Source organism: Enterobacter cloacae complex sp. 277I4 (assembly GCF_050031465.1).
In the GTDB taxonomy this organism is placed as follows: domain Bacteria; phylum Pseudomonadota; class Gammaproteobacteria; order Enterobacterales; family Enterobacteriaceae; genus Enterobacter; species Enterobacter cloacae.
The window spans coordinates 1,597,153-1,611,072 of sequence record NZ_JBLGWC010000001.1; the positions used below are offsets into that span (position 1 = coordinate 1,597,153).

Here is a 13,920-nt window from a genome sequence, read left to right on the forward strand (position 1 = left end):
CAGGCACCCATCAAACGACATGTGAGGACTATCTTATGCGTTATCAAAAACTGGGCAATACCGGTCTGTTTGTTTCTGAACTGTGCCTTGGCACCATGACCTTCGGCGGTGAAGGTGGCATGTGGGGCAAGATTGGCCAGCTGCAGCAAAGTGAAGCCGAGCAGCTGGTGGGCCGTGCGCTGGATGCCGGGATCAACTTCATCGACACCGCGAACGTCTATTCCGAAGGCCGCTCGGAGGAGATCACCGGCCAGGCACTCAAAAACCTGAAAATTCCGCGCGAAAACGTGGTGGTTGCCACCAAAGTGTTTGGCGAAACGGGCACGGCGGGGGTGAACTCACGCGGCAGCTCACGCTATCACATTATCAGCAGCGTGAAAGAGAGCCTGCGCCGTATGCAGCTCGACCATATCGATCTCTACCAGCTTCACGGTTTCGACCCCGCAACGCCGATGGAAGAGATGCTTTATGCCCTGGATAACCTGGTGCAGCATGGGCACGTGCGCTACATCGGTGTCTCTAACTGGGCCGCGTGGCAGATCGCCAAAGCGCTGGGCATTTCCGAGCGACTGGGTCTGGCCCGTTTCGCGTCGCTGCAGGCCTATTACACCATCGCCGGACGTGATCTGGAGCGCGAACTGGTGCCAATGATGCAGAGCGAAGGCGTCGGGCTGATGGTCTGGAGCCCGCTGGCGGGTGGCCTGCTGAGCGGAAAATATGGCCGCGACGGGCAGAGTGAAGCCGGTGGTCGTCGTCTGGAGTTTGACTTCCCGCCGGTGGAAAAAGAGCGCGCCTTCGATTGTGTGGATGTGATGCGCACTATTGCCGAAAGCAAAGGCGTCTCCGTCGCGCAAATCGCCCTGGCGTGGCTGCTGCATCAGAAGGTGGTGACCAGCGTCATTATTGGAGCCAAACGCGTCGATCAACTGGATGACAACATCGCCGCAACGGGGATCCGTTTAAGTGAAGACGAGCTGAAACAGCTTGATGCCGTCAGCGCACTGCCGCGCGAATATCCGGGCTGGATGCTGGAGCGGCAGGGGGAATATCGTCGTAATCAGCTCGCACAGCAATAACCCTCCTTTCCCCGGCGGCGCGTCGCTTGCCGGGGCTTTTTTTCCCGCTCTGCTCACAAAATTCGATCCTCCTCTTTGATCGCTTTTACATCTTCGCCTATATGACTAGTCATGAAATTTAAATGACTAGTCATATAGGGAGAGACCATGAATCAATCACTGCCAGCCAACTTTTTATGGGGCAACTCAGTATCCAGTATGCAGACGGAAGGGGCATGGAATGAGGGCGGGAAGGGGATGTCGGTGTACGACATTCGCGAAGCGGGGGAAAACATCTCCGACTGGAAAGTGGCGACCGATTCCTATCACCGCTACCGGGAAGATTTCGACCTGATGCAGGATCTGGGCATGAACTGCTACCGCTTTCAAATCTCCTGGAGCCGGGTCTGTCCGCAGGGCGACGGCGAGTTCAACGATGAGGGCATCGCCTTTTACGACCGCTTTATTAACGATCTCATCGCCCGCGGTATCGAGCCGATGATCTGCCTCTATCACTTCGATATGCCGCTGGCGCTGGCGCAGGAGTACAACGGCTTTAACGATCGTCGCGTCATGGATGCCTTTATCCGCTATGGCAAAAAGATGATCGACTGCTTCGGCGACCGTGTGAAGTACTGGCTGACCTTCAACGAACAGAACATCTTCCATATGCCGGAAGCGTTTCGTATTTCCGGCTACATGAAAGGCGAGAAAACCCTGCGCGAGCTGTACGAGTTGCAGCATCACACCATGGTGGCGCACATGACGCTGACCGAATACCTGCACCAGACAAAACCGGGTCAGCTGATGGGCGGTATGCTGGCGCACCAGCTGGTTTACCCGGCCACCTGCAAACCGCGCGATATCTTCTGCGCCCAGCAGTACGATGAATTCCTCAACCAGAACTTGCTGCGCGTCTTTGCTGGTCAGGGCTATAGCCCGGCGGTGATGGCGGTGGTGGAGCAGGAAGGGTTTGGCGATATCTACCGTGCCGAGGATCTGGCGCTGTTCGCAAGAACCCAAAACGACTTTATGGCCTTCAGCTACTACGCCAGTAAAACGCTGGACAGCGATGCCATTCCGCAGGGAACCCCGGTGAACAATTACCTGCTGTACGGCGATAAAAATAACCCGTACCTGAAAGCCACCGAATGGAACTGGCAGATCGATCCGCTCGGTTTTCGCACCATCATCACCCGCTACGCCAACGACTGGCGCATGCCGGTGTTCCCGATTGAAAACGGCATTGGCGTGATTGAATCCTGGGATGGCGTGAACCCGATTGAGGATACCTACCGCATCGACTATCACCGGGCGCATATCGAGGCCATGAAAGCCGCCATGTTCGAGGATGGCGCAGAGGTGATGGGGTATCTCGGCTGGGGTCTGATCGACATTCTGAGCTCCCAGGGTGACATGCGTAAGCGCTACGGCGTGGTCTACGTCAACCGTGAAAACCACGACCTTAAAGACCTGAAACGCGTGCCGAAGAAGAGCTACGCGTGGTTAAAACAGGTTATCCATACCAACGGACGCGAGATGTAAGCCGTACGCTGCCGGGCCGTTTTTGTGACTGATTGATGGGAACTATCCGCTATGTCTGAAACAAAAATCACACCGCATATGCAGTCCTTTGTCGATAAATTTGTTGAGTTCTCAGCGCGCCTGGCAAACCAGGTGCATCTTCGCTCCCTGCGCGATGCCTTCGCCACGGTGATGCCGATTTTCATCCTCGCCGGACTGGCGGTACTGGTGAACAATGTGGTGTTTCCTTGGATTTTTGACGGCGACACGCTCACGCACTTCAAGGTATGGGGCGAGGCGATCATCAATGGCACGCTGAATATCGCCGCGCTGCTGCTGGCGCCGATGATTGCCTGGTCGCTGGCGCGCAACAAGGATTTCGACAATCCGGTCTCGGCAGTGGTTATCGCTGTCAGCAGCTTTATTATCATGATGCCGATGCGTCTGCAGCTCACGCCCGTCGGCAGCGACACCACGGTGAATGTCACCCAGGTGCTGACCTTCGCCAACATTGGTTCGACCGGGATTTTCGCCGGGGTGCTGATTGGCTTGCTCTCGACGGAGCTGTTTATCGCCATCTCGCGGCTTAAGGCGCTGCAAATATCACTGGGGGAAAACGTGCCGCCGGCGGTCAGTAAATCTTTTAGCGCCCTGATCCCGACCATCCTGACGCTCTCACTGTTTGCCGTTCTGGCCGCGCTGCTGGCGAACGTATTGCATACGGATCTGATTCACCTGATCACCACCTTTATCCAGCAGCCGCTGCGACTCATCAATACCAGCCTGCCGGGGACGATTTTTATCTACAGCTTTGGTAACTTCCTCTTCACGCTGGGTATTCATCAGTCGGTAGTCAACAGCGTGGTGCTGGAGCCGTTCCTGTTGATTAATACCAATGAGAACATGCTGGCCTTTGCCAACGGCCAGCCGATCCCGCATATCATCAACAACATCTTCGTGCCGACCTTTGGCATGGTGGGCGGTACCGGTAGCACCATTTCACTGCTGATCGCCATTTTTATCTTCTCGCGGCAACAATCGGCGAAACAGGTGGCACGTCTGTCGCTGGCGCCGGGTCTGTTCAACATCAACGAGCCGGTGATTTTCGGCCTGCCGATTGTGTTTAACCTGCCTTTAATGATTCCGTTTGTCCTGTTGCCCGCCATTGGCATTTACTTCGCCTGGCTCTGCACCACGCTGGGATTAATGTCGCGCTGCGTGGTGATGATCCCGTGGACCACGCCGCCAATTCTGAGCGCCTGGCTGGCAACCGCGGGGGACTGGCGGGCGGTGGTGGTGCAGTTGGCAATCATCGTATTTGGTGTATTCTTCTACCTGCCTTTCCTCAAAATTGCCGAGCGAGTGGCGTTGAAAAACAGCGGGATAGAACATTAAACAGAAGGAAGTACGATGGCGGCGAAGTACATCACCATAGCGCGTGAAATCAAAAAACGCATCATCAGCCAGCAGTATGCCGCCAATGAACCCCTGCCGGACCAGTTTGCGCTGGCGGCGGAGTTCAATACCAGCCGGATGACCATTCAGCAGGCCATGCGTCAGCTGATCGTTGAAGGGCTGGTATATACCCGTCAGGGGCAGGGGACGTTCATCCGCAAAAACTTCCTTCAGCTGTCGCAGTGGGATCTCTCCGGCAGCGACTACTTTGGCGCGACCAAAACCTGGGAGCATCTGGGCACGGTAACGAGCCAGGTGGTGCATTTTGAACTGCGCTTCCCGAACGAAAAAGAGCAGGCCTCGCTGATGATCAATGCCGATACGCCGGTCTATGACTTCATTCGTCTGCGTTTGCTTAATGGTGAGCCCATGTCGCTGGACGCGACCGTAATGCCGCTCAACCTGGTGCCCGGCCTGAACAAAAGTCATCTTGAAAGCTCGGTGTTTCGCTATGTGCAGGAGACGCTGGGGCTGAAAATCATGGGATCGTACCGCGTGGTGCGGGCGCTAAAGCCGAATGCGCTGGATATGCAGCATCTGGTCTGCGAGGAGAGCGACCCGGTGCTGGAGGTGGAGCAGGTGATTTATCTGGAAGATGGCACGCCGCTGGAGTATGCGCACTGTCATTATCGTTACGACCACGGCGGGATTGTGATCGTGAATAACGGATAAAAAAAAGCGGGCATCGAAGCCCGCTTTTTTCGCTGTATCGCGATTAGTTCAAACGCACCGGCATACCGGAACGGTTCTGCACAGCCTGGTCAACGATAGTCGTTTCCACGTCCGGCTGAGAGGTCACGGACTGCACCGCGCTGGTCAGCGTAATCGGCACGATTTCGTTATTGTTGATCTGGTCTTCGCTGGTGGACAGCGGGTTGTGCACTTCAATGTAACGGCTGCCATCCGGCTCAGAGGTCGCTTTAACCGGTTCGTTGATGAACTGGACGCGGGTACCTACCGGCACGTTTTCGAACAGGAATTTGATGTCGTCGTTACGCAGACGCACGCAGCCGTGGCTTACGCGCAGGCCGATACCGAAGTTAGCGTTGGTACCGTGGATGGCGTACAGGCGGCCGATGTACAGGGCGTACAGACCCATTGGGTTATCCGGGCCTGCCGGAACCACGGCTGGCAGCGGTTCACCTGCCGCGATGTATTCCGCGTGCATTTTCGCCGTTGGGGTCCAGGTTGGGCCTGCTTTCTTACGTTCGACTTTGGTGGTCCAGTTCAGCGGGGTATCTTTACCCAACTGACCGATACCGATTGGCAGCACGATTACCGTGTTAGTGCCTTTCGGGTAGTAATACAGACGCATCTCCGCGCTGTTAATCACGATACCTTCATGAACGGTATCCGGCAGGATCAGCTGCTGAGGGATGTTGAGAACGGTACCTGCTTTTGGCAGGTATGGGTCAACGCCCGGGTTCGCTTCCAGCATGTTAGACAGGCCCAGCTGATACTGTGCTGCGAAATACTCCAGCGGCTGAGTGTTACCCTCAGGCACCGTCACCACCTGGTTTTGACCCACCAGACGGCTACCGTCTGTCGGCAGCGGATAAGTCACCGCAGAAGCGGTTTTGCAAAAACCTACTACGGCTAACGCCGCCGCAAAAAGCGTTGTTAATTTCATGTTCATGTTGTGCGAGGTATCTAAGCCATTCAGGCGTGAGTTGATAAGTCTGAATCTGTGATGGGAGCGCATTATATGTGCATTCCCGCTAACAGGGAATTCAGATGTGTACGAAATCACATTTTTTTCGATTTTGTTAAAGTTTAGCGGAGCGTCGCAACACAGGATCTCAATTCGGAATTGTGGCATAATGCCGTGTTTATCACACTTTTCGCAGGAATCTCCCCGTGTTAGTTACCAGCAACGTCACTATGCAGTTTGGCAGTAAGCCGCTGTTCGAAAACATTTCCGTCAAATTTGGCGGCGGCAACCGTTACGGCCTGATTGGTGCCAACGGTAGCGGTAAATCCACCTTTATGAAGATCCTCGGCGGTGACCTGGAGCCGACGCTCGGCAACGTGTCGCTCGATCCCAACGAGCGCATCGGTAAACTGCGTCAGGATCAGTTCGCCTTTGAAGAGTTCACCGTGCTCGACACCGTGATCATGGGGCACGCGGAGCTGTGGGAAGTGAAGCAGGAGCGCGACCGTATCTACGCGCTGGCCGAAATGAGCGAAGAAGATGGCTACAAAGTGGCCGATCTGGAGACGCAATACGGCGAAATGGACGGTTATTCTGCAGAAGCGCGTGCGGGCGAGCTGCTGCTGGGCGTGGGCATTCCGGTCGAACAGCATTACGGCCCAATGAGCGAAGTGGCACCCGGCTGGAAGCTGCGTGTGCTGCTGGCGCAGGCACTGTTCTCTAACCCGGACATTCTGCTGCTCGATGAACCGACGAACAACCTGGACATCGACACCATCCGCTGGCTGGAGCAGACGCTCAACGACCGTGACAGCACCATGATCATCATCTCGCACGACCGTCACTTCCTGAACATGGTGTGTACGCACATGGCGGATCTGGATTACGGTGAGCTGCGTGTTTACCCGGGCAACTACGACGAATACATGACGGCGGCCACCCAGGCGCGTGAACGTCTGCTGGCGGATAACGCCAAGAAGAAAGCGCAGATTGCGGACCTGCAATCCTTCGTCAGCCGCTTTAGCGCCAACGCCTCTAAATCCCGTCAGGCAACATCGCGTGCCCGCCAGATTGACAAAATCAAACTGGAAGAAGTTAAAGCTTCCAGCCGTCAGAACCCGTTCATCCGTTTCGAGCAGGACAAGAAACTGTTCCGTAACGCGCTGGAAGTGGAAGCCCTTACCAAAGGTTTTGATGAAGGCCCGATGTTTAAAAACTTCAACCTGCTGCTGGAAGTGGGCGAGAAGATCGCCATTCTGGGTGCCAACGGCGTGGGTAAATCCACCATGCTGAAAACCCTGGTCGGCGAACTGCAGCCGGACAACGGGAGCGTGAAATGGTCCGAAAACGCGCAAATTGGTTATTACGCGCAGGATCACGAGTATGAATTTGAAAACGACCTGACCGTCTTCGACTGGATGAGCCAGTGGAAGCAGGAAGGGGACGATGAGCAGGCGGTGCGCAGTATTCTGGGGCGTCTGCTGTTCAGCCAGGACGACATCAAGAAGCCTGCCAAAGTGCTCTCCGGTGGAGAGAAGGGCCGTATGCTGTTCGGCAAGCTGATGATGGAAAAACCGAACATTCTGGTGATGGACGAACCGACCAACCACCTGGATATGGAATCTATTGAATCGCTGAACATGGCGCTGGAGATGTATCAGGGCACCCTGATCTTCGTTTCTCACGACCGTGAGTTCGTCAGCTCGCTGGCAACCCGCGTGATTGAAATTACGCCAGAGCGCGTGGTGGACTTCACCGGTAACTATGAAGATTATCTGCGCAGCAAAGGTATCGAGAACTAAAAAAAAAAGCCGGGTGGCGGCTTCGCCTTACCCGGCCTACGTTCTGTTCCCTCTCCCCGTGGGAGAGGGTTAGGGTGAGGGCATCAGGCCGCACTACATCACCCACTCACTCCCTTCAATCCCATTCACAAGCAGCCTGCGTTTTTCCCCCGCCGGTAATGACACCTTCAGTGCTTTCCACGCCGGACGATAATCTCCGCGCGCAGTGATCTTCAAATTGATGGTTGCCCCATCGCACACCATTTCCCACTCTACCCACAGCGCATTGCCGTTCTGATAGCCCCAGCTTTCACCGTCATCTTCAAACAGCAGACCGGTGCTGGTGCCCACGCCTTTGACCGGGAACAGCTTCAGCTCGCGGGTGTCGTCTTTTTCCGCGCTGACGTGAGTGATGCGTTCGCTGAGCGGCAGACCGGCACCGGCGCGCACCAGCAGCGGCAGTTTTTCCAGCGGTGCATCCAGAGCGATCCACTGCCCGCCCGCGTACCACGCGTGGGTGTAAAAATCGTACCAGCCGGTTTCGTTATCCGGCAGCCAGAGACGGCGCTCTCGCTGTCCGGCCTCCACCACGCTTGCCACCAGCAGGTCCCGGCCCAGCAGGAACTCGTCGCACTCTTCAAAGGTCTGCGCATCGTGTTCGTGGTCGAGGAAGGTTGGGCGCAGCATCGGTTCGTCATCGGCATGCGCCTGCCAGAGCAGGGTGTAGAGATACGGCAGCAGACGATAGCGCAGCTCAATGGCACCGCGAATAGCGGGGGTGACGCCCGGATACATCCACGGCTCGTTCACCGTGTGGTCATCGTTCCACGAGTGAATGGTAAAGCGCGGGTGCATCACGCCGTTCTGCACCCAGCGGACAAACAGCTCGGCGTCGGGTTTGTCGCCAGAAAAACCGCCCACGTCATGACCAACGTTAAACAGCCCGGACAGGCTCATACCCAGCCCCATGCGGATGTTATAGCGCAGGGTTTCCCAGTTGGTGCGGTTATCGCCGCTCCAGGTCTGAACGTAACGTTGCATCCCGGCGCAGCCGGAACGGGAGATCAGATACGGGCGCTTTTCCGGGGCAAACCGCTGCTGCGCTTCCAGCGAGGCGCGCATCATCAGCAGCGGCATCACCGGGCGGATGTGTTTGATGGCGATCTCCTTGCCAAAACCATGGCAGCGCGCTTCGCCGTCCCACACTTCGTATTCGTTGTTATCGTTCCAGGTGGAGTCGATCCCCATCTCCAGCAGCTGCGTGGTGACTCCTTCCTGCCACCATTTCACCGTCTGCGGGTTGGTAAAGTCGAGGTGGGAACCTTCGTCATCCCAGAAGCTGGAGCGTTCTGGTGCGTCGGTTTCTGAATCACGAATGAACAGGCCGTTTTCCGCCACTTCGCTATAGCGCGGGTGGTCCTGCAGCAGGCACGGCTTGATATTTGCCGCCAGCCGCAGCCCCGCGTCGTGGAATGCCTGGGTCATCACCTTCGGTTGCGGCACTTTGTCGTAGTTCCAGTTAAAGACATAGCGCTTGCCGTTGATCGAGGTATAACCCGATGAGAGCTGGAACGAGTCGCACGGGATCGCATGCTCTTCGCACAGGCGAATAAAGTTCATCAGTTGGTTTTGTGCGTCCGGCGCGTCGGTGTAGTGCATGGTCGACCCGCTGTAGCCCAGGCTCCATTTCGGCCCGAACAGCGTTTTCCCGGTCAGGCGCACAAAGGCTTTGGTGACATCCAGCACCCGTTTGCCGGTAAAGAGGTAGTAATCGATATCACCCGCTTCCGCCTGCCAGCGACGGTAGGCGGTGTGGTAGTTATCAATCTCGTTGCCCAGATCCAGCCAGCAGCTGCTCAGGTTGTCGTAGAACAGGCCGTAACTCACGTCATCGCGGCGGGTAAGGGTAAACGGGATGTGTTTGTACAGCGGGTCGGTGCTGGCCGCGTTGTAGCCCATGGCGTCGAGGTTGCGCATCTCGAAGCGCTTACCGTTGCGCTGCAGGTCGCCCGCTTTCTCACCCAGGCCGTAAAAACGCTCGTCCTTGCGACGGCTCAGGTAGTGTGCCACCCCGTCGCCGTGAGCGTTCAGCAGATAGGCGCTGGTTGGACGGTCATTGACCAGCGGCTGCCACTCACCAGCGTCATTGCGATAATGCCACTCCAGCCACAGCGGCTGATGAACGGTCACACGCAGCTGTTCGGTAGCAATTGTCAGCCCCTCATCCTGCTGGCTTAGCGTCCAGGCAGGGCAGGTAAAGCCGCTCAGATCGTCGCGACGACGGCCTTCCCACGGCACATCTTCTTCCGGGGCGATGCTCCAGGTGCGGTCCAGCGCCAGTTCACCTTTACGTTTGATCAGTACACGGAACAGGTTCTCTTCCAGCACATACAGGCACAGGCGGTGCTGGTTATCCACCAGCAGTTCCAGATGGTTGGCCGACTGCTTATCGACGGTCCAGTTTTTCAGGGTTTTCATATGCAATACATCCACTATCAGGCGCGCTTGGCGCGACGTTCAGCAATAAATGCCACCAGGAAAACAGCGCCAATCAGGTCAAAGAAACCCATGGCAATAAAGAGCGGGTTGAAGCCGATTTTGTCGGCGGTCACACCAATCAACAGCGAGAACAGGAAGCTGGCGATCCACGCCGCCGAGCCGCGCATACCGTTAACGGTCGCCATCTGGCCTTTATCGAACGACTCCACCACCAGGGCGCTGAGCATGCAGGAGATGATCTGATGCCCGAAACCGCCGATGGAGATCAGCACGATGGTGATGTACGGGTCGCGGGTAATGGCGACGACGGCCAGAGAGATCATCAGGAACGCGCCGGTGACGGAGCTTGCCACCACGGAGTTGACGCGGGAGCAGCCAAACAGGCGGGTATACAGACGGGTGAGGTAACCGCTCGCCACGCTGCCGAGATCGGCGGCCAGGAACGGCAGCCAGGCAAACATCGCGATCTGCTTCAGATCCATGCCGTGCTCTTTGGCGAGATACAGCGGCACCCAGAAACTCAGTACCGCCCAGGCCGGTTCCGCCATAAAGGCCGGGATGGCGATACCGTAAAAGCGTTTGTTTTTTGAGACGGTTTTCAGTGCGGTCAGGAAGGGCAGTTTTACCGCAGGCGGTTCGTTATCCTGCTTGATAAACGCCAGCTCGTCTTTGCTCAGGTTCGGGTGCTGCTCCGGATTGTGGTAGAACGCCCACCACAGGATCACCCACAGCAGCGCCAGCACGCCGGTGAACATAAACGCGCCCTGCCAGCCAAACGAGGCGTGCGCGAAGTAGATGATAGGCGGAGCCAGCATTGCGCCAATGGAGAAGCCCACACCGGCCCAGCCGGCTGCCACAGGACGTTCCGATTTCGGGAACCATTCACCAATGGTTTTGGCGTTTGCGGGCGTGGCGGCGGCTTCAGAAGCCCCCATAAAGAAGCGCAGTATGGCAAGGTGCAGCCAGCTCCCGGCACCCGCGTGGAAAATACACATCAGCGCCCAGATCCCGGCGCAAACCATAAAGCCAATCTTCAGGCCGATCACGTCGATCAGCCAGCCGCACAGAGGCTGGAAAATGGTGTAGGCGATCTGGAATGCCCCGACGATCCAGGAGTACTGCTCGGTGGTGATACCGAGGCTCTCTTTCAGTTCCGGGGCGAGGATCCCGAGTGAGTTTCGGGTGATGTAGTTAACGGTGACGCCAAGTAAGAACAGCACCAGCACATACCAGCGCAGGTTTTTAATGACGCGACGGGTTTTGCTTGCCGCAACGGTGTTATTAATGTCCTGACTCATTTTACTCTCCACAAGACGGACGGTAAGGGGACGGAGGTTCAGGTGTCACACAGGTTTATGACGTTGATTGTTATCTGTTTTACCGCTTCAAGTTGCTATACAACTAGTATGGAAGTTGTGTGACAAGTTCACCTTAAGGGAGAAAATGAGAGGGCAATAGTGGATTTTGTGCAAAATTTCTCATAACTGAGCGACATCATTTGGCATCATGGCTTTGACATCAGCTATTGCCTGATATGCACGCTATGAAAATTTTGTCATTTCGCAAATGGAGCCAGATCACAAAATGGACAAAAGGCTAAAAATCACCGAAATCGCTGCCCGGACTCAGCTCTCCATCAGCACCGTTTCGCGGGTCCTTGCCGGGAAGGCGAATACCAGTGAAAAAGCACGTGCGAAGGTGCTGGCATGCGCGCGCGAGCTGGGGGTGCTGGACGGAATGGCTGCGGGCCGTTTGCTGCTCAACAGTCTCGTTGTCTTCGCCCCACAGCGCGCCTTTGACGAGCGGTCTGACATCTTTTACTACCGTGTGATCCAGAGCGTAAGCAAAGGCCTGGCCTCGTACGATGTTCGCCTGCGTTACTGCGCGCTGGAGGAGAACGACAGCGACGCCCAGCAGTTTCTGGCGCGAATGAACGAGCCGGACACCCAGGCCGCCATCCTCCTCGGGATTGACGATCCGCATATCCACGACCTGGCAGTGGATGTCGGTAAACCCTGCATGCTGATTAACTGCCGCGACCGGCATATGCGCCTGCCTGCCGTCGCGCCGGACCATCGGGCCATTGGCGAGCGGGCGGCGGACTATCTGTTTGAAATGGGACACCGTGAGGTGATGAATGTGTTGTGCCTGCGGCGTTACACCATGGAGCTGCGTCTTGCGGGGATCCGCGACGCATGGCAGTCGCACAACCTGAAGTTCAACGATAAACGCGATTTGCTGGTGGTGCCGAGCTTCAGCGCTCGCGAAACGGAGCAACTGGTCACCGACTGGCTGAGCCACATGCAGGGGAAAGACTTGCCGACTGCGTTTCTGGTGGGTGGTGACTTTATGGCGGCGGGCACCATCAGCGCCCTGCAAAAACAGGGGTTACGCGTGCCGCAGGATATTTCGGTGATGAGCATTGACGGCTTTAATCTGGCGGCCATTCAGGATGTACCGTTAACCGCGGTACATGTCCCGCGTGATGAGCTGGGCACCGAAGCGGTACATATGCTCCAGCAGCGGCTGATGCGCCCGGAGGCACCATCAGGCACGCTATTGCTTAACGGCACCCTGACCGTACGGGAATCGGTCCGGCGGATACGTCAGGGGAAACGACGCACCGCCGTTGAGCGGGAAGGGCTGTACGACAGTTAAGCCATGCCCAGCGCACGCTTGCCGTGGATATTGAGATCGGCCACGGTAAAGCGATCCTGCCAGGTTTTTTCATAATCCTCGCGCGGGAAATCACCCGGCGATGCCCCGGTTTCCAGCGCCGCTTTCACCTTCTTCGCGTAGGCGAGGTTCTTCTCGCACATCGGCGCGGCAGGAATGTACATCACGTTGCCCCAGCCCTGTTGATCCTCAACCGGCGCGACGGAGTGGATCACATCGCAGTGCCACCACACCGAATCGCCCGCCTCCAGTGCCGGAATGCTGGTGAGCGCTTCGATAAGCAGCGGGTGCCATTTCTCTGACACCGGCAGAACGCGCCCCGGCGCGACGCCGCACAGTTCGTCCTCCGGCACGTCATCCAGCAGCGGACGCAGCAGAATATAAGCCATCGCTTCCGGGATTGGCACCACGTGCAGCAGCCCCTGGCCCGGGATCATGTCCGACAGCGCCGTCCAGCCCTGGAAGGTGCGGAACACCGAACATTTGGTGGTGTTATCCACGGTGTACTCTTCCACTTCAGTACGGTGCGCAGCATTCCACGGATCGTATTTCTCTACGTTGCCATCAAAGACGCGGGCGAAAACCTGCTGATAGGCGGGCAGCAGCCAGCGCTCCAGCGCACCGGAATCGGTATGCGCGCCCAGCCCTTTCGAGGTGGTGCCCGGTGGACGACGGCGGATGCGATCCGGGTAAATCACGCTGACGTCCGGGTCGAACCACTGTTTGCCGTTGCTCTCGAATGTCCACAGACGGTTCAGAAACGACTGCACCTGCGCCATCTCTTCACTCTGGCGCGCCTGCATTTGCGCCTGTGACCAGTAGATAGGGTAAATCTCCGGGCGAGACGCCGTTAAGGTACCAAAGAAGTTATCGCCGGGCCCTTTATAGACTTCATCAAACTGGTTGAGATCGAGGTAATCGAGCATCGACTGATCCCATGCCAGCGCCTGCTCGCGTGGGAAATGACCTTTTATTACCGCGCAACCCCGGCGTTTGATCGCCTCACGCTGCGCGGATGTGATGGTACCATTTTTCACATCCGCAAACGGGATCACCGGCCAGACGGGCTCGCCTTTGTTTTTCAGGGCGTTAATTTCCGCCACGCGGGTCGCGATGGTATCGCTGAGCTTATCGAACACCGCCTGCACATCGCCGATTTGCGCCCGTAGCTCGCGCTTCATCTCACGGATTGCGGCTTTGTAATCCGCCGGCAAAGTTTCACTGGTAAACGTCATAACTGCCTCGCATCTTTCATTCGAAAGTAAAAATGTCTACAAGT

General features: G+C 56.8%; 10 protein-coding genes. 6 read left to right on the forward strand and 4 right to left on the reverse strand.

What is annotated here, in order from left to right; genetic code table 11:
• Positions 1–35 precede the first annotated feature (35 nt).
• The 4 genes from ACQG19_RS07675 (at position 36) to ACQG19_RS07690 (ending at position 4,706) form a co-directional block, all read left to right on the forward strand.
• Positions 36–1,076: an aldo/keto reductase gene (locus tag ACQG19_RS07675; protein WP_040020693.1), complete on the forward strand. Its 1,041-nt coding sequence runs from the start codon at positions 36–38 to the stop codon at positions 1,074–1,076.
• Positions 1,077–1,223: 147 nt separating this feature from the next.
• Positions 1,224–2,600 carry a glycoside hydrolase family 1 protein gene (locus tag ACQG19_RS07680; RefSeq protein WP_023622501.1) on the forward strand — a complete coding sequence of 459 codons (1,377 nt, stop codon included), beginning with the start codon at positions 1,224–1,226 and terminating at the stop codon, positions 2,598–2,600.
• A 51-nt stretch (positions 2,601–2,651) separates the two neighbouring features.
• Positions 2,652–3,974, forward strand: coding sequence for a PTS sugar transporter subunit IIC (locus tag ACQG19_RS07685; protein ID WP_038418970.1), 1,323 nt, complete (start codon positions 2,652–2,654; stop codon positions 3,972–3,974).
• Positions 3,975–3,989: 15 nt separating this feature from the next.
• Positions 3,990–4,706: a GntR family transcriptional regulator gene (locus ACQG19_RS07690; RefSeq protein ID WP_013097449.1), complete on the forward strand. Its 717-nt coding sequence runs from the start codon at positions 3,990–3,992 to the stop codon at positions 4,704–4,706.
• 43 nt (positions 4,707–4,749) lie between these two features.
• Here ACQG19_RS07690 and ldtB read toward each other — a convergent pair whose 3' ends face one another.
• Positions 4,750–5,670, reverse strand: coding sequence for a L,D-transpeptidase (gene ldtB / locus ACQG19_RS07695; protein ID WP_020689864.1), 921 nt, complete (start codon positions 5,668–5,670; stop codon positions 4,750–4,752).
• Positions 5,671–5,891: 221 nt separating this feature from the next.
• Here ldtB and ACQG19_RS07700 point away from each other — a divergent pair, with 221 nt between their 5' ends.
• On the forward strand, positions 5,892–7,487 hold the full coding sequence (locus tag ACQG19_RS07700; protein ID WP_246931513.1) for an ABC-F family ATPase: 1,596 nt from the start codon (positions 5,892–5,894) through the stop codon (positions 7,485–7,487).
• A 93-nt stretch (positions 7,488–7,580) separates the two neighbouring features.
• On the opposite strand, the gene ACQG19_RS07705 is transcribed toward ACQG19_RS07700, so the two are convergent.
• Complete coding sequence (locus ACQG19_RS07705; RefSeq protein ID WP_058679302.1) at positions 7,581–9,944, reverse strand: glycoside hydrolase family 31 protein; 2,364 nt, start codon at positions 9,942–9,944, stop codon at positions 7,581–7,583.
• 17 nt (positions 9,945–9,961) lie between these two features.
• Entirely contained in the window at positions 9,962–11,263 is a 1,302-nt protein-coding gene (locus tag ACQG19_RS07710; protein WP_014831193.1) for an MFS transporter, read from the reverse strand.
• A 286-nt stretch (positions 11,264–11,549) separates the two neighbouring features.
• Between ACQG19_RS07710 and ACQG19_RS07715 the strand changes: the two genes are divergently transcribed.
• Positions 11,550–12,623: a LacI family DNA-binding transcriptional regulator gene (locus ACQG19_RS07715; RefSeq protein ID WP_130626477.1), complete on the forward strand. Its 1,074-nt coding sequence runs from the start codon at positions 11,550–11,552 to the stop codon at positions 12,621–12,623.
• Here ACQG19_RS07715 and ACQG19_RS07720 read toward each other — a convergent pair.
• Positions 12,620–13,876, reverse strand: coding sequence for a DUF1479 domain-containing protein (locus ACQG19_RS07720; protein ID WP_246931512.1), 1,257 nt, complete (start codon positions 13,874–13,876; stop codon positions 12,620–12,622). The two genes, ACQG19_RS07715 and ACQG19_RS07720, sit on opposite strands and share 4 nt — an antisense overlap.
• Between the last annotated feature and the right edge of the window lie 44 nt (positions 13,877–13,920).

Bases quoted from the DNA above. Each gene is read 5' to 3' on its own strand.
- ACQG19_RS07675 (WP_040020693.1), top strand. From the start codon at position 36: ATGCGTTATCAAAAACTGGGCAATACCGGTCTGTTTGTTTCTGAACTG.
- ldtB (WP_020689864.1), bottom strand. From the start codon at position 5,670: ATGAACATGAAATTAACAACGCTTTTTGCGGCGGCGTTAGCCGTAGTA.
- ACQG19_RS07720 (WP_246931512.1), bottom strand. From the start codon at position 13,876: ATGACGTTTACCAGTGAAACTTTGCCGGCGGATTACAAAGCCGCAATC.
- ACQG19_RS07705 (WP_058679302.1), bottom strand. From the start codon at position 9,944: ATGAAAACCCTGAAAAACTGGACCGTCGATAAGCAGTCGGCCAACCAT.
- ACQG19_RS07690 (WP_013097449.1), top strand. From the start codon at position 3,990: ATGGCGGCGAAGTACATCACCATAGCGCGTGAAATCAAAAAACGCATC.
- ACQG19_RS07715 (WP_130626477.1), top strand. From the start codon at position 11,550: ATGGACAAAAGGCTAAAAATCACCGAAATCGCTGCCCGGACTCAGCTC.
- ACQG19_RS07685 (WP_038418970.1), top strand. From the start codon at position 2,652: ATGTCTGAAACAAAAATCACACCGCATATGCAGTCCTTTGTCGATAAA.
- ACQG19_RS07710 (WP_014831193.1), bottom strand. From the start codon at position 11,263: ATGAGTCAGGACATTAATAACACCGTTGCGGCAAGCAAAACCCGTCGC.
- ACQG19_RS07680 (WP_023622501.1), top strand. From the start codon at position 1,224: ATGAATCAATCACTGCCAGCCAACTTTTTATGGGGCAACTCAGTATCC.